This window comes from Bacteroides congonensis, assembly GCF_900130125.1.
GTDB classification, from domain to species: Bacteria; Bacteroidota; Bacteroidia; order Bacteroidales; family Bacteroidaceae; genus Bacteroides; species Bacteroides congonensis.
The window spans coordinates 1,474,934-1,501,446 of sequence record NZ_FQXY01000011.1 but is presented as its reverse complement, the minus strand read 5'-3'; the positions used below and the strand labels follow the sequence as shown (position 1 = coordinate 1,501,446).

General features: G+C 41.9%; 12 protein-coding genes. All 12 read right to left on the bottom strand.

The window, feature by feature from the left end; all coding sequences use genetic code 11:
• The gene (locus tag BQ7997_RS23415; RefSeq protein WP_073348251.1) at window positions 1–3,237 is read right to left on the bottom strand and encodes a SusC/RagA family TonB-linked outer membrane protein; all 3,237 of its coding nucleotides are present in this window, start codon (window positions 3,235–3,237) and stop codon (window positions 1–3) included.
• Between the two features lie 133 nt (window positions 3,238–3,370).
• A complete protein-coding gene (locus BQ7997_RS23410; RefSeq protein ID WP_073348250.1) occupies window positions 3,371–3,886 on the bottom strand; it encodes a sigma-70 family RNA polymerase sigma factor in 516 nt (171 codons plus the stop codon).
• A 942-nt stretch (window positions 3,887–4,828) separates the two neighbouring features.
• Complete coding sequence (locus tag BQ7997_RS23405; protein WP_073348249.1) at window positions 4,829–7,657, bottom strand: ligand-binding sensor domain-containing protein; 2,829 nt, start codon at window positions 7,655–7,657, stop codon at window positions 4,829–4,831.
• Window positions 7,658–7,843: 186 nt separating this feature from the next.
• A complete protein-coding gene (locus tag BQ7997_RS23400; protein ID WP_073348248.1) occupies window positions 7,844–10,996 on the bottom strand; it encodes a glycoside hydrolase family 2 TIM barrel-domain containing protein in 3,153 nt (1,050 codons plus the stop codon).
• 93 nt (window positions 10,997–11,089) lie between these two features.
• Window positions 11,090–12,355, bottom strand: coding sequence for an alginate lyase family protein (locus BQ7997_RS23395; RefSeq protein WP_229087886.1), 1,266 nt, complete (start codon window positions 12,353–12,355; stop codon window positions 11,090–11,092).
• A gap of 54 nt (window positions 12,356–12,409) precedes the next feature.
• On the bottom strand, window positions 12,410–13,873 hold the full coding sequence (locus tag BQ7997_RS23390; RefSeq protein ID WP_022137439.1) for an Ig-like domain-containing protein: 1,464 nt from the start codon (window positions 13,871–13,873) through the stop codon (window positions 12,410–12,412).
• Between the two features lie 34 nt (window positions 13,874–13,907).
• Window positions 13,908–15,629: a RagB/SusD family nutrient uptake outer membrane protein gene (locus BQ7997_RS23385; RefSeq protein ID WP_073348246.1), complete on the bottom strand. Its 1,722-nt coding sequence runs from the start codon at window positions 15,627–15,629 to the stop codon at window positions 13,908–13,910.
• A 27-nt stretch (window positions 15,630–15,656) separates the two neighbouring features.
• Entirely contained in the window at window positions 15,657–18,866 is a 3,210-nt protein-coding gene (locus BQ7997_RS23380) for a SusC/RagA family TonB-linked outer membrane protein (RefSeq protein WP_229127315.1), read from the bottom strand.
• Between the two features lie 44 nt (window positions 18,867–18,910).
• Window positions 18,911–19,426, bottom strand: coding sequence for a sigma-70 family RNA polymerase sigma factor (locus tag BQ7997_RS23375; RefSeq protein ID WP_073348244.1), 516 nt, complete (start codon window positions 19,424–19,426; stop codon window positions 18,911–18,913).
• A gap of 231 nt (window positions 19,427–19,657) precedes the next feature.
• Entirely contained in the window at window positions 19,658–22,432 is a 2,775-nt protein-coding gene (locus tag BQ7997_RS23370) for a ligand-binding sensor domain-containing protein (RefSeq protein WP_073348243.1), read from the bottom strand.
• A gap of 135 nt (window positions 22,433–22,567) precedes the next feature.
• Complete coding sequence (locus BQ7997_RS23365; RefSeq protein WP_073348242.1) at window positions 22,568–24,493, bottom strand: alpha/beta fold hydrolase; 1,926 nt, start codon at window positions 24,491–24,493, stop codon at window positions 22,568–22,570.
• A gap of 15 nt (window positions 24,494–24,508) precedes the next feature.
• Window positions 24,509–26,443, bottom strand: coding sequence for a glycoside hydrolase family 127 protein (locus BQ7997_RS23360; RefSeq protein ID WP_073348241.1), 1,935 nt, complete (start codon window positions 26,441–26,443; stop codon window positions 24,509–24,511).
• Window positions 26,444–26,513 lie beyond the last annotated feature (70 nt).

Below are 26,513 nucleotides of genomic sequence, written 5' to 3'. Positions count from 1 at the left end.
TTAAAAAGTTAGATTTAATCCAAAAGTCACTGTACGGACAAAGGGGAAACGTCCTGCGGCTGACACTTTGCGACTTGCTTCCGGATCCCAGCCGTCATTAATCTTAGAATATTCCCAAAGGTCGGCTCCCGCTACGTAGACACGGCATGAACTGATTGCCTTCGTTTTAGCCAGAAACGCAGAAGGCACGTTGTATCCCAGCGTCACATTCTTCAAACGAATGTAAGAGCCATCTTCTACCGACCAGGAAGAAGCCTGATAGTTGTAGTCGTTAATCTCATTCTTATTACTATATGTAGGATAATGAGCACCCCGGTTGTCAGGACTCCATGTATTACCTACAGACTGATTCGAAGTATTCAGGTACAATGCCTTCATCGGTATGCGCCATATCTCATTACCGTTATTATCTCCCGTACGGAAAATAGTACGTTTGGCAGCTCCCTGGAAAACCAATGACAAATCAAAACCTTTCCATTCTGCTCCTACATTAAATGAGAAGGAGATTTTCGGATCGTCCGTACCCAGATAAACAATGTCATTCTGATCCAATTTACCGTCATTGTTTACATCGGCATACATATTATCTCCCAGACGGAAGTTTTGTTCGGTCAGTCCGATAGTGTTTCCGGTAAGGAATCTATATAAGTACTTCTGGCGTTCTTCTTCCGTTTGTGCCTTGCCGGCATAACGCAGGCCGAAGATACTGTTCAACGGATAGCCTTGTTGTTTGTCAACGAAACCGGATTTCAAAACTGATACCGCACCGATATCCGTCAGTTTATTGGTATTGAAGGAGTAAGTACCTCCTACGTGGTAAGTGAAGTCTTTTCCAATCTTATCAGACCAGTTCAGCATAACTTCCCAACCATGCGACTTGAACTTTCCGTTGTTGGACATACCGGCGTTATCACCCAGAACTCCCGGATAAGAGATGTTTATCAACATATTGTCATTACGCTTCATATATACCTCGGCAGTACCTGTAAGGCGGGAATTGAACAAGGAGAAATCCAATCCCAGATTATAATTCTTGATGCGTTCCCATTCACGTCCTAAAGAAGCGATTTTACCGTTTGTATCTATGATAGTACCTTTGTTGGGACCAATATAAGCTCCGCTCTGTGATTCAAATTTATAGAACTGTGTACCGTCGTAACGGTCGATACCACTCTGATTACCCACTTCACCATATGAAAGACGAATTTTCAAATCGTTCAGCCACTTGATATTCTTCATGAACGCTTCTTCCGTAATACGCCATCCACCGGATATACCGTAAAAGAAGTCCCAGCGGTTTTCCGGTTTGAACTTGGAAGAACCATCATAACGCATATTTACTTCCAACAGGTATTTAGACTTATAATTATAATTCAAACGGGAATAATAGGACATCACAGCCTCATGCCATTTCGTACCATGTTTGTCGGTCAGGTTCACAAGCCCTGCACCATTTACCGTTTCCAATGAGTTCTGAATATCCTTCACCGATACACCAAAATAATCATATTCTTTCAATTCATATTGGGCACCGACCATCGCACTTACATTATGATGTTGCGCGAATGTATTATGATAGTCAACATAACCTGTCATAGAATAGAAATCAGTACGTGAACTCGTTTTTTCGTAAGATGATTCCTCCTGTTTGTAGCCGTCGGCCTTCGTGTTTATTTGAGTTCCGGCATAATTATAGGAAGTAATAGCCATCTTCTTGATGTCACGTGAAGCCACGCCGGAGTTATAACCAAGATTGGCCACTACATCCAGGTGTTTATTGATATTGTAAGTGAACTTTTCGCTGATATTGATTTCAGAGACTTTCAACTTATTATCACCACCCAACTCGGCAAACCAGATGGGCGACAGCCATGTTCCCCACGAATACGGTTTCCCGTCAATGGTGGAAGCCGGAAGCCCCGGTTGCGGATAGCTGGAAGTCAGCGTTTTATTCAGTTGTGATGGTGCTACCTGATCCTGACGATTGTAAGCGATGACAGATTCAATAGCGAAGTTATCAAAGACTTTCAGTTTGTTAGTCAGACGAAGGTTGAAACGTTGGTTGTTGTTATTCCCCCATTTCAGGTTACTGTCATCATACATGTATCCTACGGACAAACGGTACAAATTCTTCTCCGTACCACCAGAAATAGCCAGGTCATGTTGGGTGGAATAAGAATTTCCGAACAATACATCCTGCCAGTTGGTATCCATAAACACAAAATCCATCACATCCGAATAGCTGGGAGCAAAAGGATTGGCACTATGATCCAAGTCAATATATTTGCCTTCATTCGCCAATGCCATTTTCGCATATTTAACCCACGAATATGAATCGGGCTGACCGTCATTCAGACAAGTTTGCAATACTGCATTCGCCCACTCGTTCATAGTCATCAATTCCGGTTGCAACCCTACCATTTTATATGTATATGAACCACTATACTCTATTCTTGCTTTACCTTCTTTTGCTTGTTTGGTGGTCACCAATACCACACCGCCTGCAGCCCGCGAACCGTAGATAGCCGCTGACGCATCCTTCAGGAAGTTGATAGACTGAATATCGGAAGGGTTAATATTCCGCAATGCATTCACACCGTCGTAAGCAACTCCGTCAATAACAATCAACGGTTCCGCACTATTTGCAGAAACAGAACCACGTAGCTTCAACCCCCAACTTTCATCACCCGGAGCCGCAGAATTACGGGTAATCGTAACACCTGGAACCTGTCCCTGCATTGCCTGCAACGGGCTGGACATCGTTCCTTTATTCTTCAACATTTTATCGGAAACGACAGTTACCGCACCTGTCAGTGTCTCCTTTTTCTGTGAACCATATCCTACTACCACGACTTCATCCAACACTTCACTGTCTTCCTGCATTTTCACATTGACAACTGTTTGGACGCCCACTTCTATTATTTGGTCTTTATAACCAATATAACTGAATTTCAGTTTCGCACCTGCCGGCAAATTAATTGTATAATTCCCGTCAATATCGGTAATAGTTCCTTCTGTCCCGCCTATCACGCTGATATTCACGCCAATCAAAGGTTCACCCGTTACGTCAACCACTTGACCTTTCACTTTCTTCTGAGCCTGCGCCACCACTTGGCTATCGTTCATATTCGTATCGGCCCATGCCTTTGAAACAGGACAAAGTCCCAGCATTAATCCTAACGCAAACACTGCTGTCTTGTTAGGCCGCGAATTAAAAATTAATCCTCTTCGTTTCATAAAATTAAATTTGAGGTTTAAAAATAGTATTTATTTCTTGTTTTCTAAAATTAAATGAGGCATCAAGATGTCTCTTCATAGATTCTGATTCTTTTTCCATAAGCACAAAGGATTATATATTAAATAAATAAGATTAAATACATTTTCTGAAGAACTCACGCATTTCACGACGACCTATAAATAAATGGTTCTCTACTGTACGACGGCTGAGTTGCATTTCTTCTGCTATTTCAGCAGATGACTTGTCTTCATAACGGTTCAATGTATAAACTAACCGACGTTGTTCGGGCATGGCAGCCAGACGTGTCCGTTCCATTGTCATTAAATCATCACCGATAATTTTTTCTTCGGTTTCATTGGTTGAGGTAGATATCGTATCATAGATATAACTGTCTATCTCCTGCTTCTTATAATAGCGGCGGATATAGTCGGTCACGATATTACGGGCAATAGTGAACAGGAAATATTTCACTGTATCCGGACGAAGCATCTGTTTGTAGTCCAACAGACGTACAAATACATCTTGGGTCAGATCCTCAGCTTCATAACGATGAGTGATACGATAAGTAATATAGGTAAGAATCACCTGATAATATTCTTCATAAGAACGGGTGATGATACTGTCGGAAGTGTGGGTCGTTGTCTCCATAATACTATCTTTTTCGGTTTTAATCACGGTGCAAATATAGAGGGGATTCCGGATATAACAGCCGAAAAACAGAGCATATCAATCTCAACGCATCAAGACAGACTAATTTTTAATTATATTTCTCATTATCAGAGAATTACATAGACAATTCATTGAGTCTCATTTTATAGAATGAGACTCAATAAGCGCTATTCGAAGAGTATCGGAGACCTTTTTTACGATAGCTCCATAACGCCCGAAGGAGCATAAGCAATAATTACCATACAAGGATTTTCAAATTAACATTTCGAGTGGCAGTAACAGATGATACATTTGGCAGTACACCAACAAGCAGATACGCCATAACTCACTCTATATCATACATATATAAAGAACAGTCACTTCCATAGTTACTGCCATACTGCCAACTGCCACCTATAGGCATATTTTTTTTGAAAAACCGAGTATGTTAAAGTCTAAATATAAGTAATTATTACTATTCCGTTTTTCTCGCATTGCAATAGCCCTATACTCTCCATGGGTTCTCGATCATTAATTTATATAAACAATATAAGTAAAACATGAGTATTAAAGAAGAAGACTTCAAGATAGAAAGAAAATAAAAACGAATTCTATAAAAACAATATACTAACCTGATTATCAACAAATAGAAAGAAAAACAAGGAAAAAAGTACTGTCAAATATGCCTATGGTGGCAGTTGGCAGTAGTGGCAGTAAACCCCAACTGTTTATATGATATAAAATATATACAAATCTCAATAAAAACAATGCAAGTGAGAGAGTCGGAATAAAACAAGTACAAGCAAGGAGCCAAACATGTAGGACATCGGAGTAATTCAAGTACATGAATCCGGTGAAAGAAGTACATGAGACCACAGAAAGAAGTACATGAAACACATGAATGACATACAAGAAACCACAGAAAGAAATACCGGACTGGTATTACTCTTCTTTTGTAGTGCCACCAATGCTACGAATATACTCATTCGGAGTCACCCCCGTACTTTTTTTAAATGAACGGAAGAAAGAGGCACGCGAACTGAATCCACAAAGTTCCGCCAGTGCAGCCAAAGTATAACGGGAATATTGGATATCCGCTACCATCTTTTTGAATTGGGCAACGCGGTATTCGTTGATAAAGTCATAATAAGACTGATTAAGATACTGGTTCAAGAGATACGATAATGAATGTGAGGAAGTATCCAATGCAGATGCCAAGTCACCCATTTTTAAATCAGGATTGATATATGGCTTTTCTTTCTCCACATAAGCCACCAGTTTCTTATGAAGTTCTTTACATTCCTTTTCAGTCAGTCTATTGGTCTTATATTTCTCTTCAGCAACGGACGGTTGTTGCTCTGAAATTACTTCCGGATGTTCTACAGACTGTTCTCTTTGCTGTATCTCCTCTTCTGCTGATGATGCCGAAACCAATGAAGCAGAAGAAACATGCAAACGACGCATACGTTTCCAGACATAATACCGTATAAAGGCTATAATTCCTACGATTAATAAAACGGAAAGCGACCATCCCCACCAAGGTATCATTGGACGCACTGTCACTTGACAGATAGCTTCCGATTGCTCATTTCCCGGAAGGCGTACACGGAAAGTATAAGTCCCGGAAGAAAGTCCGTAATAAGAAACTTCGTTCTGTGCCGCCAATAATTTCCAGTCCTTGTCCACTCCTTCCAGTCGATACTCATATAGTAAGGCAGATGGGAGACCATAGGCAAAGTCTGTGAAACAGAAAGTCAAATTATTCTGATTGTATTTCAAAGAGGAGCTGGTAAAAGGGACACCATTAGCTAATATGTCGGTAAATACGATCGGACGAACATTGCCACGCACTTCGTCCACATGTTTCGGATCGACATAAATCAGTCCTTTAGTGTTACCAAACCACAATAGTCCTTTTTCATCTTTATAAGCAGCTCCATTCGTAAAAGTTGGCCCCGGCACTCCATCATTGAAAGTGAAAGCATCATACTCCTCTCCCTCTTCTTTGATACGCAGCAACCCGTCATTACAGGCCACCCACAGCCATCCCTGGTTATCTTCTATTACGGACATCAGCGAGTTGTCCGGAAGAGTAGAAAAGATAGAGCGGTTCTGAAAACGATCCATCGTTAAAGTGGATGTAAACAGGCTTCCTTTCTCACGGATAAAATAGAGGTTGTGTTCAGCATCTTCGTAGATTGTACGCACCTTATCTTTATTCACGAATCCTTCGGGAAAGACATTGGAACGCAAACTTTGGGAAGCCGGGTCGTAAATACACATACCGGTTTCGGTAGCAATCCATCCTTTGCCGGTAGAGTCAAAACTGACTTCATACACATTGCCTTCCGGCAGTTGGGAGTTGGCACTGGTGAAGTGCTTGATCTGTTTGGTCTGCCCGTTATAACAGAAAAGTCCTTGTGAAGTACCTATCCAAAGATTTCCTTTGGCATCCGGTTTCACACAAAAGATATGTCCTTTTTGGAAAAGCTCCGTATCACCTTGTGCAAAATATTTAAGAGACAGCGTTTCCGGATTCAATACCATCATACCGCCACCATACGTACCGATGTAATATTCTCCCTGGTAGAAACAGATTGTCAGTATCAAATCCGAGGTCAAGACGGGTTTTACAAAGCTCTTCACTACTCCGGTAGCTTCATTTATATAAAACAAGCCGTCACGCGAACCGATGACCTTCTCTTGCCCTTTGTTTACGAAAGAACGGATGGAAAGATTGGCCGAATTGAACAAAGGCGGATAGGCATACGTACGGAAAAGACCATTCTGATAGAGTGAATAATCCAGTCCTGCCTGAAAATGCCCCACCCAGACGGCACCTCTATCATCTACAAGTAAGGAATAAATAGAATTACTGCGAATTCCTTCCTTATCATTGACATCATGGTAAAAACGACGTGTCACTTGTTGGTCTTCGTGTGAAAGGAAGTGGACGCCATTACCGTCAGTAGCTATATACACAGTCCCTTTACCATCGCTGGAAATATCGGAAATGACATCGCACCCTAAAGATACCGCATGAGAGAATGATTCCTTCTTTGTATCGAAACGTACTACACCTTGGCTCATTGTACCGAGATAGAGCGTTTCGCCGATACGGGTAAGGCAACGGAAATAATCGGCTTCAGGCACATTCTCCTGAAAATGCCAGGAATCAATCTTGCCGTCTTTCAGTGAATAAGAATACAGTCCCTGCACCGTAGCCAGCCATAATACGGTCTTGTCTTCATTCAGGCAAATATCCATGATTCTATTACAAGCGGCAAGCATATTCCGGTCAGTCAGAACCTGTAGCAATTGACCGTCTTTATGAATGAATAAGCCTTTCTCTGTGCCGATATAAAGAATATCCTCATTAGCCAACAAGGTATTTACGGCAAAATCAATCTTTTCGGGGACAATCCTTTCCAATTGGCTGTTTGTACGGTTCAATCGCCAGAGTCCGATTCCATTTCCTACCCAAAGCTGTTTGTTGGCTGTTTCTGTAACGCTGTTTACCCGTTTCTTTCTTCCTGATTCAATGCCCCGGAATTCAAAATGGCGCACTTTCACGCCATCAAAACGGTCGAGACAATTATCTGTCCCTAGCCACACAAAGCCTTCGGAATCTTTATAAATAGCATTGACCAACAGTCCGGATAGTCCATCGGACATGACGACATTACGGAATGTGTAATTCTGGGCTTGCAGTTCCATACCACAAGCCAAATATATTAATATAAGAATCAGATATTTAATCGTGTCTTTCACTTACAACTGCTTCCTTTCATATTAAACATGTGACAAACATACATAAAAATCTCCAAAAGAGCACATTCCTTTTTTAAAAAAGTAGCCCCTTCGTATTTGTTGTATATGATAAACAAATACGAAGGAGTGAAATTATTTACTCAATACTATTGAAAATTTTATCTGTCACTTGTTCAAACAACAGCCTTAATCTGAACTCTTTTCTATCAATTCAATCATATAGCTATAAACATATTTTTTATCAAGCAAACGATATTTATTGTGTGGATACATCCCCCAACTATTATCGCCGCCTAACCCGCGTTGCTTCAAATCAACATGCAGGAAAATATTCTTTTGCGGAACAATATCAATGGTATGCTGCATTTTGCGGGTCAAACCGGGGTCAAGGTCTTCCGGTGAGAAATGCAGAGCGGAAAATGCGATAGGTTGCAGACCTGTAATCTTCACTCCCTCTCCTTCACTATTCAATAAAGCCAGCCAACGAACATCCGTTTTATTTCCGGTTTCCTGTGGACGTATATACCAATAGAACTGATTGTCGACTTTATCCTCATATCGTCCGATGAACGAGCTTGAATAACGGTCGATATAGTTTTCCAAAGGACCTCTGCCGTAATATGTCAGATTCCCATAGGGTTGTTGCAATTCCATCCGCATACCAAAGCGGGGAAGTTCGGGAAGTCTCGTTCCTGTCAAGTCAATACTTCCTGTCACGATAATAGAACCATTATTACGTATCAAATATTCCATTGTATAAGGAACCTGAATGTCACTTAATATCCAATCAACCTTTATGGACAATCCTTTTTCATTCTTTTCCTCTATAACCACGTTCTTCACATAACGGTTCACATGTGCTGTCCGCCAGACACCTGCCAACCAGGGCATTTTATTCCCGAAATCATTGTCAACCGGAGCACGCCAAAAAGCCGGTTCCGGATATTGCTTAATGGGTTGTTTGCCGTTTATGCTATAATTAAACAGCACTCCTTTTTTCAAATCAATCTTACCGGAGACGGCACCCGACTGAAAAGATAAAACATGGTCTTTCGTTTCATAAGACAACTTACCCGAACAAGCCGAAAGAGAAGCAAAGAAACTACCTTTATTTAGCTTTATCTGTTCCTTAGCTACTTCATAATGTACAGGAACTAAATCGGTAGCAACCTTTGTATAGGCATAGAGGTTGAGAAAATACTCATTTCCATCTTTCGGGATAACAGGAAGGCTTAAACGCACCTCTTTTTCCGCATGAGGTTTTAATTCAACATTGAAATTTCCTGTAGAGAACTTATCTCCGTTCTTATATACTTCCCAAGTAAAAGCATATTCATTCAGATTGGTAAAATCATAACGATTCCTGATTGAAATAATCCCTTTACTCAAATCTTTCGCATTAAACTGAATGTACTGATAGACTTTCTTTACCTCATACGCTTGTGGTTTGGGAATGCCATTAGCAGAAATTAAGCCGTCGGTTCCTGTATTTAATTCCCCTTTCCTATCTTCCAGCCATTTATAACTTCCCATTTTTCCATTGTACGTCCAGTAGATGCGTCCGTCTCCTGGTTCTGTCTTCATTTTAAACCCTTGATCCATAAAATCCCAAATAAAACCACCTTGCAAATTTGGACTGTCATAAATAACATCCCAAAGGTCTTTGAAGTTACCATTACTATTCCCCTGGGCATGGGCATACTCACACATGATAAAGGGGCGCTGTTTACCGGACTTGGCATATTCCGTTATTTTCCACATATTGGGATACATCGGACATACAATATCTGTATTCCAGTCCTCCCAAGCCTGTTCGAATTGCACAAAACGACTTGGGTCATATTCTTTCAGACGTTTATATTCATCATGGAATACGATTCCATTACCACATTCATTCCCTAACGACCAGCCTATGACGCACGGATGGTTTTTATCTCTTTCCACCATACGGGTGATACGGTCTACATGAGCCGCATACCATTCGGAACGATAAGCAGGATGCGGAATGGTATCTTTGAAATAAGGAACTGAGCCCATTCCGTGGGTTTCAATATTGGCTTCATCTATGATGTAAATGCCATATTGGTCACATAATTTATAAAACAACGGATGATTGGGATAATGACTGGTACGAACAGCGTTCATATTCAGTTGTTTTATCAATTTCAGGTCATTCATCATAATTTCGCGAGTTTGGACGTGCCCCAAACTGTCATTATGCTCATGACGGTTCACGCCCTTTATATAAGTCGGAACACCATTCACCAATAATCGAGCATTCTTTATTTCTATCTTTCTGAAACCTGTCTTACAGGCAGTAACTGCAAGCTGCTTGTTTTTATCATCCCAAAGTGTGATGACACAATCATAAAGAGATGGCTTTTCAGCATTCCATTTGGATACATTCTTAATGACGCCCGAAAAAGCTAATTGGGTAAACTCATCTTCTATGTCAAATTTCTTTTGTTGTGACAAAACTATTTTGCCGGTTTTATCCAATAATTCCAGTTTGAGTGTTCCTTTTTTTACATTATTACCTGTAAATTCACGCAAATCTACGGTGGCATTGAATATACCATTCTTATATATACTATCCAAACTTGATTTTAAGAAAAAATCCCAAATAGTCAGTTTAGGGTAAGCTTGCAAGAATACATCACGTTCAATCCCGGTCAGTCGCCAAAAATCCTGGTCTTCCATATAGCTGCCATCATGCCAGCGATAAATCTGTACTGCCAGTAAATTTTCTCCTTCTTTCAGATAATTCGTCACATTAAATTCAGCCGGTGTTTTGGAAGCTTTGGTCATTCCGACTTGCTGCCCGTTCACATAAATGCGGGCATAGCCGCTAATGGATCCGAAGTGCAGAAATACTTCGCGCTCCTGCCAGTTTCGAGGAACCGTAAATGTGCGCCGATAGGTACCCACAGGATTGTCTACGTCAATATAAGGTGGATTGGATGAAAATACATACTGAATGTTGCGGATTATCGGTTCACCAAATCCTTGGATTTCCCAGTTAGAAGGAACTGTTATTGTATCCCAATTACTGTCGGGTAAATCTATCCGATAAAAATCTTTTATGCTCGCTGCTATAGTAGGGGCATAGATAAACTTCCACACACCATTCAACGAATGTTGCCAAGACGATTTTCGGGGTTTGTCGTTCACTGCATCCTCTGCCTGTTCGTAGAGACGAAAGTCAGCATGTGGTTTCTCTTTATTCCACTCATATTTGACAGGATTTTCCCACTCGTTGTTTTGCGCCTTTGCCGTTTGAGGTAAACCACCAAAGAGACAGGAAAGAAATAATAAGGTAGAAAATAATCTATTTATCATAAGGAAAGGGTTGTGAGGTTTCCACTGAGTAACATCAAGGAGTTAAAAGTCTAACCTCTTAACTCCTTGAAATCAGTAGGAAAATCCCAAAAGTTATTCTTCAGTATACAATAATGTTCCAAATCCCAAATCGCCTGCTTCGGCAGTGCCACGCTCGCCATATCCTTCGGGACGTTCTTTTTCGGCAAAGGCTTGCGAATAGGGCGCGTTCATACCTTTCACCTTGGCATAATGGTTGTAGAGGAGTTCCCATCCCGGACGAGCACGTCCCTTACCGTCGGCGGAAACCTTCTCGTGCCAGCCATATTTAGGGTGATAGTAAGGTTCGAAAGGCATTTCCACATCTTCGGCCGAAGTCAAGTTATACTTAGCTGTATATTCACAGAGGTCGAGAATGATGTGGTCGTTGTAAGCAAAGAGGTCAATGCCCATGTTATAAGCCGTACGGCAGAAGTAAGCGTGCAAGCCTACATTGAGAGTGGCGTGTCCCTGATCGCGTCCCATCTCCTGGCTCTGTGCCAAATGTCTGCCTTTCACTTTTCCCTCAGGGTCTTCGTGCATTCCTTTCACCGACCATTCGATACACCCCATACCTTTTCCATGGTAGAAAAACTCCAAAGCTTGTCTTATCTTAGCATCATCATCGTTCAGTACACCGATAGAAAGAATGGTGAGCATGGCAGGCAAATCCCAACTCATCCACCCCACAATAGCTGCGGAGTTGAAGTGATTATCTAAAAAATCGTTGCAAATGGGATAGAAAGTTTTGTCCATCCATTTTTTGAAGATTTCGAAATCCTCGGTTTTCCAGCCTTCATAGTCGCGCATCAGTTCGGCAGGAGCAGCAAACTGGTAACCGATAAATCCAGCAGCAAGCAGGCGATGGCTGTCGTCAGGCCACGTTTTATAGTTCACCCCTTTACAAGTCTTAGCCCATCCGTTCAGAATTTTAATAGACGCTTTCGCATAATCTTCATCTCCCGATATTTTCCAGCGTAAAGCCAACTGATAAGCGGCACCGGCATCAAAAGCAGCCGTGTTGAAGTTGCCACCTTGCGAGTGACGTACAATTTCTTCCTGCGGGTTTGAGTTGTAGCTCAGTTGGGCGAATCGGCTTTCACACAATTTTTCCCAACCGCTAATCCAAGGTTCGGCACGTTCGTTCACTTTACGGCGTGCACGTTCAAAATCGGCTTCGGTGTTCACCAGACAAGGGTGCTTGATGGTGTACTCATAATTTTCATTGGGGTTGATTTCGCGTTGCCATGGTTCGGGAGTTCCGTTCTCGAACTCTGCACTACAGCTAGTCAACAACACAAGCGTTGCGCTACCCACGAAGGTATAAATCAGATTTTTCATACATTCAATTTTCATTTTGTTATTCAATCAGTTTCCAGAGAAAATAAGATGCAATTATTTGCCACTTTCGTTCTTAATCAAATCTTTCAGTTTTTGTTCCGATTCGAAAGTCTTTATCCAATCCACATAGATGCTGCCTGTTTCATTGGCTTCATACCAGATTTTCCAAAATTGAAGTTCCACCGTATCGTACTTCGTCAATGAGGTAGGCATATACTGTTGGTTTTTGCCGAGGAATTTCTTCGTAAAGTCAGCGTAGAATACTTTGTACTCGCCACAATCTACCACAGTCATGGCATTTTTTCCTTTATCGGTATCTTCGCCATATTTACCGGCTACAGTAATGCCGCTTCCACCCCAAATGTCGAGATACCATTCAATACTTGTTGATGTTTCGAATACATTTTCGGGGAATTTCACTTTAAAAGCCATGATGGGATAATTGGTTACGTTGAATCCAAATCCGCCGGTGCGACAAATGCGGACAGCCTTGTAAGTCTTATCTTCACCAGGGAAGATGCGAAGCACTCCGTCATTCTCCATCCATTCAAATTCCCGGTGGGTAAAGTTTCCGAACGGCTGCCAGATATTCTCGATAGTAAACTGGTCGTTCATTAAACCTTCACTCACGTTGACACTCATCGTGGCTTTAACAGGTTTACCATCACCATAGTCAGCCAAGGCTGTAATCACGGCATTGCCATAAGCTTTCGCTATGAACCGGCCTTTTTCGTCAACTTCTACAACATCCGGCTTACTGCTTTCCCATGCGATGTACGACAATGTGGCGTCTGCGGGCATTACATTCATCTGCGGAGTATAGGTTTCGCCTAAAGCCAGCTTATCGGTTTCCTTCACGAATTCCATACTTTCAATATAGATAATAGGCTTCACCTTTATCTCAAACTCTTTTGTGAAATGTTTGTCGTCAGTAGCGGTGACTTGTATGCGTGCCGTTCCTTCGGCCACACCTTTCACCTCGCCTTTTTCATTGACGGTCGCCTTATCGGGGGTAAGGCTTTTCCAAATCAGCCCGGGATAAGTGGGGTCGGCCGGAGTAATCTGCCAAGTAAGTGGCAGAGTCGAGGTAACAAACACTTCAAGCTCTTCGTTAGTGAGATTGATATCAGTGATGTGAATGATTTCATTTACCACCTTCACATTGATGGTTGAAGTGGTAGAATAACCCACAGCCGGCCTAGCCGAAATGACCGTGTTACCCGCACTTATTGCAGTGATGCGTCCGTCGGCATCTACGGTAGCTACATCAGGCACAGTCGATTTCCACACCAACGCTTTATTAAAAGCCTCATCGGGGCCTACGGTATATTTTATCAACGTATCAGTACCTATCAACAGAGGCAGTTCGGGAGTCACCTCAAGGTTGATTTCCTTAACGAGCACTCTCTCTTCTAAAACAGGGGATACATCGTCATCATTACACGAAACGGTCATTACCAAGTTACCCGTTATTAGTGCAACAAATGCACATTTTTGAAGTATGTTTTTGTATGTCATAATTCGATTACTTTATTAATGAATGATGAATGGATTATTGATTCCAACCCGGATTTTGTTTCAAGTTGGGGTTCAGCTTGAGTTGGTCAGTGGGTAGCGGCAACAAGTAATGCTTTTCGTGCCAGTTGCGTCCTTTTTCGTGAATAATGCAACCTTCACCATCTTTGTCTTTAAAAGAAGCATCGGGCCATCTGCTTTCAAAATCAGTATCTTTCCACTTCACACCGGTGAGGTTCATCGGCATTTCGTCTTCGGCCGTTTTCCAACGCTTCAGATCATCAATGCGGAAATTCTCATCGAAAAACTCGATGGTACGCTCACGACGAATTTCTGTGCGCATATCCAAATTATTTGCCGTGACAAAGTCGTTAGTCAAGTCAGGCATTTCGGGGTTAATGCGTTTACGTGTCAAGTTCAAGCTGATAGCCAAGTCTTCATCTGATATTTGTCCATCGCGTTCAAACACAGCTTCGGCATAGTTCAGCAGCACCTCGGCATAGCGGATGACGGGGAAGTCGTAAGCTTCCATACCGGTGGGCACTCCGTCACGTTCGCTGCACCACTTGTGGGGAAAGTAGCCCGTACCGGTTTGAGGCATGAAGTTCCTATGCGAGGCATTGGCTATTTCGGCAGCATTGCCGCTCCAATCAATGCGTCCGCCATTTGTACCCCAATAAGTCTGTCCGGGCACCATAAGCTGATTGTTCATGCGGTTGTCGCGATTTTTATATTCATCATCCACTTTCGTGTAATTCCACGTTTGGGGATTGATGGGCAATCCATTGCTTTGCAGATACATATTAGCCATTTTGCGAGTAACGTACAAGGCATTGCCCAAACGCCCTTGTGTGATGTTAAAACCAATAGAATTGATAACAGGGTCGTGGCGGCGGGTAAAGATATACTCTTTATTACCTGTTTTATTGATATTGGCAGGGTTTGACTTTTCATTCTCCAAGATAAAGAGATACTTGTAGGCTTCCGTTCCCAATTCTTGAGGAGCAAAAAGCTCGAATGCTCCGCCCGTCATTACATCATGAGCCGCCTGTGCTGCGGTATTGAGCAAATCTTTTGTACGTTCGGTATTTTGACCGCCATTATGGAATTTCTCCCATGTACCTTCGTAAAGGGCTACACGCGAAAGAAACGCCAAAGCGGCTTCGCTGGAAAGGCGACCTTCATCGCTGCTGCTGATAGCCTTATCAACGGGCAATAGTTTAGCGGCTTCTTTCAAGTCGTCAATGATAAAGTCAGCCACCTCGGTACGCGGATTGCGAGCCTTCTGCATCTCAGGTGAGTCGATGTCGAGCGGCGTGCGGGCTATGATAAGGTCACCGTAAGCCTGCAATAACTCGAAGTAACAATAAGCACGGAAGAAACGGGCTTCCCCCACTGAAATGGCGATGTCGGCTTGTTGCTCATACGCATCAGCCTGTTGCAACAAGGTGTTGACTTGGCGAATACGATTGTAATTGTCGGTATAATGCTTGTCGGATGACGGAATACTGTTCGTTCCGTTACTATAGATGTTCACCGTGCTGCCGGCAAACAAATCCGAGCGAATATCGGCGTGCTGACTGTCATCGAGCCATCGAAAGTCGGCCGACCAGCCGTAGAACTGGGTGGCAAAAAGTTTGAAGTGTTCGGGCGACTTCCAATAGTTGGTATCCGCCAATTGCGTCTTGGGCTCAAGGTCTAAACACGACTGCATGGTCATGGCGCAAATGATTCCTAAAATATATACTATTTTTTTCATTGTTATCTTCAATATTAAGAATAAAAACTAGAATGTGGCATTCACACCGAAAGTCACGGTGCGGTTAAATGGATAGCGTTGCTTGTTTTCCACCTTACGGGTGGCTTCGGGATCCCAACCATCGGTGATATACGATTTTTCCCATAAATCGACGCCCGATACATAAATACGCAAGTTGCTGATGAAACCACTCTTATTCATCCATGCCTTTGGCAATGTGTAACCAAGTACAATCTCTTTGAGACGCAGATAAGCTCCGTTATCGGCCGACCAGGTAGAGGGAATGTAGTTGTAATTATTGATGTCATTACTGTTTGAATAAGTAGGAAAATGGTTATTGGGAGTTTCAGGACTCCATACATTACCCACCGACTGGTTGGTAGTGTTCAGCCAAATAGCCTTGAAAGGCACTTTCCAAGAGTCGATTTCACGATAGATGGTACGCTTGCCCACACCTTGGAATACGGTATTGAAATCGAATCCTTTCCACTCGCATCCGAAATTAAACGAGAACGAATATTTGGGGTCGTCGGAACCGAGAAATACAAGGTCATCTTGTGTCAGTTTACCGTCTTTGTTCACATCTTCATACATGTGGTCGCCCAAACGCAAGTTGGCAGGCAGGGCGATAGAGTTGCTGCCCACATATTTATCCACGTAATAGTCCAGTTGGTCTTGGTTTTGTACCTTGCCCACATAGCGGTAGCCAAATACCGAATTGAGCGGATAGCCATTCACAGCTTCGTTATAACCTGCGTTCACCACGATGTTACCTCCATCAACGAGTTTATTGGTCATATAGGTTAACGTACCGCCAACATGGTAGTTGAAACTGCCTATCTTATCATGCCAAGTCAAACTAACATCGTAACCATTGGCTTCAAACTTACCACTATTCGTACTGGGAGCAGTTCCGCCCAGAACACCGGGATGCAGACGCGAAACCAACATATTGTCGTTTTTCTTTTTAAAGATCTCGAACGTACCCGTAAAGCGATTGTTGAAGAATCCGAAGTCAATACCCAAATTATAGTTGTAGATACGTTCCCAAGTACGCACGGTGCTCACCAGTCCGGCAGATTCCACATAGGTTCCTTTCGAGTTGCCCAACAAAGCACCGCTGTTCGATTTGTAGTTGTAAAGTTGGATGCCGTCATAGCGTCCGATACCATTTTGGTTACCTACCTCACCATATGAGGCACGTAGTTTCAGTTCATTCACATAATCACGCAAGTTCTCCATGAATTTCTCTTCAGTGATACGCCATCCGGCTGATGCGCCCCAGAAGAAGTTCCAGCGATTCTTGGGCAAGAATTTCGAAGAGCCGTCGTAGCGAGCATTCACTTCTACCATATATCTTGACTTATAGTTGTAATTCAAGCGACCGAAATAAGAGAGAATGGCTTCCTCCCAACGGTCTACCTTGTCTATGTAGATTTGTCCTTTACCGTTAAGCGATTCGATTGCCGCTTCCACGTCCATTGCTTTGGTACCGCTATAATCGTAAGCGGCATAGTCATATTGCACACCTCCCATAAGCGATATGTCGTGAGCCTCATCAAATAATTTCTTATAAGTGAGAAAAGCTGATGCCGTGTAATTATCGGTACGTGCAGAGCTTTTAGTATACGATGATTTTTCTTTTGCAGGATAGGGAGAGTTCTCGTTTTGAATCGGTGTGCCATCGTATTGATACCAATCAATTGAAAGATACTGTTCGTCACGGGCCGCATTGTTCGTTGAGTACCCCAAAGTACCTTGAAAATCAAGGCCATCCAATATGTTCACTTTCAAAATCTCGTTCACATTCATAGTGGTCACTACAAGTTTGTTGTCACCTCCCAACTCGGCCGACCAGTTGGGAGTATGAATGCCTCCCCATGCATACGGTTTGCCATCAATGGTCGAAACCGGTAACCCTGGCTGCGGTATGCTACTGCCTAATATACTACCAATCTGTGTAGGAGCCACCTGATGCTGACGACTGGCTGACATATTGCTTTCCAAGCTGATACGGTCGTTTATCTTGAAGCTGTTGAATAAACGTACGTTATAGCGTTCGTTCGAGTTGTTCCCCCATTGCAGCGTCCCTTGGTCATTCAAATAACCAAGCGAGAGGCGGTAGGTCGATTTCTCCGACCCCCCGCTTATGCTGAGGTTATGTTGGGTAGAAGTAGCGTTCCCCCACAACACATCAGTCCAGTTCATATCATGAAACACAAAGTCGGCCACACCGCGGAATCCTCCCGGAATGGGATCTTCATCGGGATTATTTCCACCATGCAGATTAATCCAACTCCCCTTCATCGCTTTAGCTAAACGGGCGTAGCGCACCCAGTTGTCGTCTTCGCCATAGCCGTCATTCAAACGGGCTTGGAGCACACCATCCGTCCATTCGTCCATACTCATCATGCGGGGCTGCAAACCCACAATTTTACGTGTAACCGAACCACTATATTCTACCTTGGTTCTGCCGGCATCGGGACGTTTGGTAGTTACCAAAATCACACCACCTGCCGCTTTTGCACCATAAATGGCAGCCGAAGCATCTTTCAGGAAGTTAATGGTTTCGATGTCATCGGCATTGAGTTGAGCCATCTCACTCACACCACTGGCAGGTACACCGTCAATAATCAAGAGAGGTTCTACCTTGTTCTTCGATACAGAACCACGGATTGAGACACCCCATCCCTCTTCACCGGGAGCAGCCGACGAGCGGGTGATGCGTAAACCCGGCACCTGACCTTGCATGGCCGAAAGCGGATTGGATACCGTACCTTTGTCTTTAAAAAGTTTTTGGTCGACCACTGTTACCGAGCCTGTCAACGACTCTTTCTTCATACTGCCGTATCCCACCACTACAACTTCCTGGAGTAGTTCAGAGTCTTCTTTCAATACAATCTTCAAATTGGTTTCATGGCCTTTCACCTGAACTTCTTCCGTTTTGTAACCGATATATGAGATAACCAAAGTTCCTTTGGCATCTTTCAATGAGAAGTTTCCGTCAATGTCAGTCATACAGCCATTGGTGGTACCTTTTACCATAACATTAGCACCGATAACGGGCTCGCCATTGGAATCCACGATTTTACCTTTAATTGTACCAGTCTGCAATACGACTTGCACTTCCCCGGCATCTGCAAAGACAGCCTGCGAGCCACCTGCTATAAGAGCAGAGGCTATCACCGTGGAGAATAGAATCCTTCTCGATGAAAATCTGAAGAGACTTTTTTTCATATACATAAAATTTAAAACTAACATTTATACTATTTATTCTAATATTAGATACACTGTTGGATATATTCACGGATTTCTTTCCGGCTGATAAACAAATGATTTTCTACTGTACGAACAGATAACCCGAGACAAGCGGAAATATCCGCTGACGATATATGCTTGAAGCGACTCATTACATAAATCTTTCTTCGTTGCGCAGGCAGCCGGAGAACTCTCTCCTGCTCACACACAGATAAATCATTAGCGATTATCTGGCTCTCTACCTCATTAATAAAGGTAGGAAGCTGATCTAAAAAATAGGATGTAATTTCCTGCATTTTATAATGACGACGTAAATAATCAATAACCAAATTCCGGCAAATAGAGAAAATAAAGTACTTTATTGTTTCCGGTCGCAACATTTGCTTATAATCCATCAAACGTAAAAATACATCTTGAGCCAGATCTTTCGCGTCTTCATCTTTTCCTATCTTATATAAGATATACAAGTAAACGGAACGATGATAATTCTGATAAGAATCAGTAATCAACTGTACGGATGACATATCTATATTTTCCATTGCTTAGATTTTTGTTTATCATTACGTTGGCAAATATAGAGGGTAAATATGAAAACGGATATTCAAAAAGAAAGAGATAAATTCCGTCCTATTGGCGGAGAGCAACCGACTTGCATACGTTCTAATTATCAACCATTTAACTTACAATCTTATAGAGTCTCAATTTATTATTTGAGACTCTAAAGAGGTATTTATCAATCTAAAGTTTAAAATGAAAGGTACATAGGTATATTATTCTTCATTGGTCTTTCCAATACTTCGAATATATTCATTCGGAGTAATTCCAATAACCTTTTTAAAATAACGAAAGAAGGAAGTACGCGAACTAAAACCACATAGTTCGGCTAAAGCTGTCAACGTATATTTAGAATATTCATCTTTATCAACCAAACGCTTAAACTCCTCTATGCGATAGTCATTCAAATAGTCATAATAGTTTTTATCCAAATATTGATTGAATAAATAGGATAATGTATAAGTGGAAACATTCAATATTGCAGCCAAGTCTGCTATTTTCAGATTTGGATTAACATATAGTCGTTCCCTTTGCATCAGAAGTTCCAGTTCGCCAGCCAAGCGCCTACATTCTTCTTCAGTCACATTACTCTTTCTATATTTTTCTTCTATTACCGGTTGCTGTTTTTCATTCGACTGAATTAGGTTGTTTCGTTTCATTCTCCGGCGATAATATATATAAGCCAAGGTTATTATCAATATCACTAAAACAGTCACACTCCACATAACAGCATTGAAACGAGGAGCAACAGTCACCATCAGACAAATTTCTGACTTCGGATCATCCACCCGATGAATTCTAAACTGATAATTGCCTGATGATAAGTCATAATACGTTATTTCAGATTGTCCACTCAATAATTGCCAGTCGCCATCTATCCCTTCCATCTTACATATATAAGACATATATATAGGCTCCGAATAAGTAAACCCGGAGAAACGGATTGTCAGATTACGCTGTTCCGCTTCCAATTGCATTTTATAAACGTTATTTTCTCTACCCATCTCAGCATAAACAGATTGCTTTCCATTCACCAATACATCGGTAATAGCAATCGGATAATGCCATTTTGCTTTTCTGCCATCTTGTTCTGAAGTCAGATAAATCAGACCTTTCGAATTGCCGAACCACATTGTACCCTCTTCATCTATTACAGGGAAACAGGTTATAAAAATAGAGCTGGGCAAACCATCTACGAAATTATAGGGAACAAAATTATTCTTCTTATCATAACGGTATAAGCCTAAATTAGTACCAATCCACAACCAACCTTCGTGATCTTCTACAATAAACATCGCATCCTTTCCATCCAATGGAGTACCCGACTGCATTCTCCGAAAATGATTCATCGATAAATCAGATATAAAAACAGCACCTTTATCCGGAAGGAAATAAAGCTCATGATCAGAATCCTCATATACCGTCCGGATTTTATCTTTATGAATAAATCCTTCAGGAAACACATCCGACTTCAAGCTATTGGTCGACGGATCCCAAAGACATAAACCGTTCTCTGTACAAATCCATCCTTTGCGAGTGGAATCAAAACATATATCATATACGTTATCTCCCGGCAATTTTGAATTTTCAGTAGTATAATGCCGGATTTGCTGTCCATTTCTATAACAATAAAGTCCCATAGACGTCGCCATCCACAAATCTCCTTTATCATCCGATTTTATACTGAACACATGTCCTTTCAAAAATGGAGTTAATTTTAGGTCTGCTGTTTCAAAATCGGATAAAGTCAACGTAGAAGGATTGAGTACATATATACCGCCACCATAAGTACCTATGTAATACTTTCCTTCAAAAGCATAAATACACAGAATCATATTAGAACGCAACTCGGGAACTTTAAAACTCTTAAACCGCTGTTCCCTTTCATCTATATAGAAAAGTCCGTTACGTGAACCTATCAGTTTTTCATCTTTCGAAATGGCTATTGCACGAATTGGCATTCCTTTTGAGTCAAAATAGGGTGGGTAAGCATAAGTAGAGAACAACCCGCTCTGATATAATGTATAATCCAAACCTAACTGATAAAAACCAATCCAAATCACTCCTTCCCTATCAACCAATAATGCATAGACAGAATTGGAACGAATCGCCTGTTTATTACCCGACTCATAACAAAAAGAACGAACAATCTTCATATTATTCGCAGAAACAAAATGTACTCCGTTTCCATCGGTACCTATATATAGTAGGTTCTTTTCATCACTGGAGAGAGACATGATGACATTACAACCCAAGTCGATAATATTTTCTTTAAACCCACCTGTCGAGCTGTCAAAACATAGCAGTCCATGATCCATTGTTCCTAAATAGAGTTTTTTGCCGATTCGTGTCATATTTCTATAAGAGAATCCCTGCCTATATGGATAAGAGGTCATTTCCTGGTTTGAGATATTCATGGAATGTAATCCGCCTTTAGTAAGAATCCATAAAATTCCATTTTCATCCAAATTCAGTGCTACGATGAAGTTCTCTGCCGATAAGATATCAGAACTTAATGCTATTCGTTCCAATTGATTATTCCGATAGATAAATAATCCTTTTTCACTGCCTATATACAATCTATCCCGAGTCGGTAAAAGAGCACGAACACCACAATTAATAGTCGCCGGCCTAAAAGGTTCCAGTTTCTCTGTTTCCTTATTAATGATCCATAATCCCATATCATTCCCTACCCATATCTTATTACCGGCCGTCTCTGTTATTACATTCACCCATTTTAGTTTTTCATTATTTCCCAATACAGGATAATGTTTCAAATGGACTCCATCAAAACGTTCAACAGAACTTGCCGTGCCAATCCAGACATAACCTAATGAATCTTTATAAAAAGAACTGACCATCAGGTCGGAAAGTCCGTCTGTTTCGGAAATACTGCGGAAAGAGTAAGAAATCGGATAAATAGGCATACTTATGAGTACCAGACAAAAAGTAATCAAAACCTTCACGATATGTCGTATTAGATTATGCATAGAGGATTCATATTTAACGAAACAATGCAAACCTACATAAAATATCTCGGATTTTATATAGGTTTGCACAAAAAACAAGAAACTTATTTGGCTACCCGTCCGTCCAAAGATAAAGTCTCTGTTACTATTTTATCATTAACGTTCAATATTGATTAGGAATTCTTCTAAAGCTGCATTAAACTCTTCCGGCCGTTCCATATTCATCATATGTCCGCAATCCTCAATGACTTTCAGTTTTCCATTAGGTAGATAGTTTAATATTGGGGGATTTTTTGAGAATTTATTATCAGAAGAATGACCTTCTACAATTAAAGCAGGTACAGCAGGGTGACTTTTCTCTAATTTTTCAATGGCATCCAACCCTGCTACTACCCGTACTTCTTTGTGTAGCGGTTGCCATGCATCCCATTCGTCAATCATCTGCCACAAAGGTACACGCATCCGTTCACGCTGGGTTCCTCCGGATTTCATCAATCCTTCAAACCACTCTTTCTTCATCACCTCCACTCCTTTCTTTTTCAGGGCAGCTATTTCTTCATCACGCATCTTTGCTTCTTCTTTAGTCATCGGTTCACTGGGGCCTTTGGACTTTCGGATGTTTCCACTGGCTAGAAAAGCTGATAGCATCCGGTTTGGGAAATACGCCAACATATCAGCAGTAATAAACCCGCCCAAAGAAAGCCCGACAATATGTGCTTTTTGGATGCGTAAAGAGTCCATTAAAGTAATCAGGTCTTCAGCGTGCATAAATTGATAATCTTCTGTTTGGGAAGAAGAAATGCCGTATCCTCTTAAATCATAACGAATGACATGATACTTTTTCGCAAATACCGAAAATTGTTCATCCCACATACGATGGTCGAGCGAATGACCGTGTACAAAGATGATAGGTTCACCCTGACCGGCTTCTTCATAGTATAGAGAGCCGTTTCTTACATGGATCCGTCCTTGCTTAATGACTAGTGAGTTACCTTTCAGTATTTCTGAAACAGTCCGTGAAATGACAGGGCTGCCGAAGAAAGAAGAGAAACCGTCTTCTTTAGCGGAAGAACCTGTTACATGGGAGATGAAGAATCCGTAAACTTTATCACGCTTATTTATCCATGGGTAAGCACCAGCCCATCCTGGTGAACTGATCTGATAAGCTTCGCCTGTCTTTTTGTCTATCAGTTCACGCCATTCTCCCAATCCATAGATTCCATTGTGGGATTGTCCCAGTCCTTTCGCTACATAATTATCCGAGTCATTCGAAGGGATTATGGCATCTTTCACTTGGTCGGCCTGCATTTCTTTCACAGTTTCTGCTGATATAATCTGCTTGCCATTATATATTCCATCGTGATAAATCATAGACAGGAAATGAAGATAATCATTCATGGTGGTACATAGCCCGCCCCCTAACATTGGAGCGTGTCCACCGTCCGTATTGATTGGGGTAAAATGAGAGTTTTTCATTTCCAAAGGTTGTGCAAGCAGTTCCTGAAAAAGAGTCTCAAACTCCTCTCCCATCGCCACTTCTGCCATTCTTCCGGCAATCTGCATGGCAAGTCCGCCATATTCAAAACGAGTGCCGGGGGTAAAGACTGTATCCAAAGGGAGAATTTCTGTGACTGCCGAATCCAAATGATTATAGTTATCTACACGAGGTTCGGGAAGATACGGGCGTACTCCTGATGTATGGGATAATAATTGCCGGAGAAGAATCTTACCTTTGGGATCACCTTTAAATTCAGGCAACCATTTCTCTACCGAATCATCCCATCCCAAATCTGTACGGTCTACCACTGCACCGATGACGGCAGCCGCGACCCATTTTCCGGCAGAAGCGACATATACTTTTGTATCAGGTGTATAGTCCCGATAGTTCTTTTGAAAAATGACGGTATCATTCTTCACTACGCAAATAGATGCTCCGGGATAATATCCTTTGTCTACCCATCCTTGGATAACAGAATCCAAAGATGAGAAGTCATACTGATTCCCCTGATCGGATGATACTTTACAAGAACCACTCAAAAAGCTGATACTTACTACAAAAGCGGCAATTAATAGATTCTTCATATCGTTGTCTACTATCTATTTTTCTGATTGTAAGTCCCAATATACGACATAGCGCTGGTGATGTAAATCATACAGCGGACGAATCACATCTCCTTGTTCTGTCGTAAACATCAAATCACGTCCTACACGTTGCAAAGCACGTTCAGGGTGTTTCTTATCCAGTTTCAAAGAAGTGCGCAGATGTGCAGGGATATGAAAATTATAGGTATAATAATCATTGTAAAGAGCCGGATTTGAGAAAGGAGCAGGTGCCTGCATACCTTCAGTTCCCCGTTCTCCCGCCAATACCAACGGGCCGTATAGCAGGGCTGCCTTATCCGGGTTATCCGGAGTAGTTTCCAATTTGATTTGCATCGGATAAGTGGCCGAGATTTGGTCACCATCTTTCCATTCACGGGTAACAGCAATATAAGAGCCCGGTTTCTGTTTTACAGATATTTTCTTACCATTCACCGAAACTTTTACATCCTTGCTCCACGAAGGATAGCGCAGATAAATAGTCGTGCGGACAGGATTTTCTGCCTGAAGAGTAAAACGTGTCGTTTCTTCTTTGGGAAATTCTGTTTCTTGGCGGAGCGTTAACCCTTTTTCTTTCCAGGTTACTTGTGAGGGAATAAACAGGTTTACATATATTCCACGGTCGTTGTGATAGTAGATAGCTTCTCCATATTTGGCATGATTCTCGAATCCGCTGCCTACACAACACCAGAAAGAATTCTCTTTTGTGCTATACAGTTTATGGGAACCGGAAAGCAAAGGCAGGAAATAAGCCACCATACCCGTTTCAGGGTCTTGTTGTCCTAAGATGTGATTGTACAATGCCCTTTCATAATAATCTGCAATAGATGAATCGCCCGTCCAGCAGAAAAGATGGCGGCTAAGCTTCAACATATTATATGTGCAACAGGTTTCTCCGGTATATCCGGTCAAGTGTTTAGAAAATTTCTTCGGGTCGAAAAAATGCTCTTTATCACTGCTGCATCCCGGAGCGAAAGTATGATGGTCAATCATGGTGTACCAAAAGAATTCCGAGAGTTTTTTGCTAGTCTCATTCTCTGTCAGCTCATAGTTACGTGCTTCGGCTAATACTTTCGGGATAAAAGTATTAGTATGCTTTGTCCCCAAGTCATCGCGAAGTTCTTTCAATGGGTCGATTACGTCATTATGGTAGAAATATTCCGCAAGCCAGCGATAACGTTCATCTCCCGTGATTGAGTACAAATTATAGAATGACTCATTGATACCTCCAAATTCATTGCGGATCATAAGTTTACGTGTTTCTTCACTAAGGGGCTTCAGTTTATTGTATGCCCAGTCGCCCATCCGGGTGACAATAGTTAATGCTTTTTTATTATCCGCATACAGATATTGGTCTATCAGTCCGGAGAAAAGTTTATGCAGAGTATACCAGGGAGCCCATACGCTTTTTCCCTGAATGTTCCGGTTTATCAGTTCTTCAGGCCAGGCACTCAGATACCCGCTTTTCAATGCGTTCTGCACCTCTTCGAGTCCATTGACCAGGCTGTCGCCTTTCAGCTTGAATATTTCACTGCCGGTAGATGCGTACATCAAACCAAGCGCCGAAAGCATATGTCCGGTAGTATGTCCGCGAAGTTCGCAATCCAAAGATTCCCAGCCACCCAGTTTTTTCACTGTCATATATCCACCTTCACGTCCGGCAAACACGCCGGCATTGGTACGAAAACTATGCAGCAGGCGGTTGACATCTATTGAAGTCATCCAGGCAGAATCCCGGAGCATATTATCGCGGAAGCGGCTTGGCAGTAGGCGGACGTCTTTCAAATCAAAACTCTCTACCTGAAGGGGAGCTACCGTTTCCTTTTTCAACTTTCCCTGATGTTGTCCGGGATATACAGACTGGGCAGACACTATACCTGATACTGTCCATGAGCCCAACAAGAAGGCCGTAACTAAAACTTTCTTATTCATACTATTTCTATCTTTTATCTATAAGATACGAACAAGGTGCCTTAAACACTCAAAGCCACAAAATTATTTA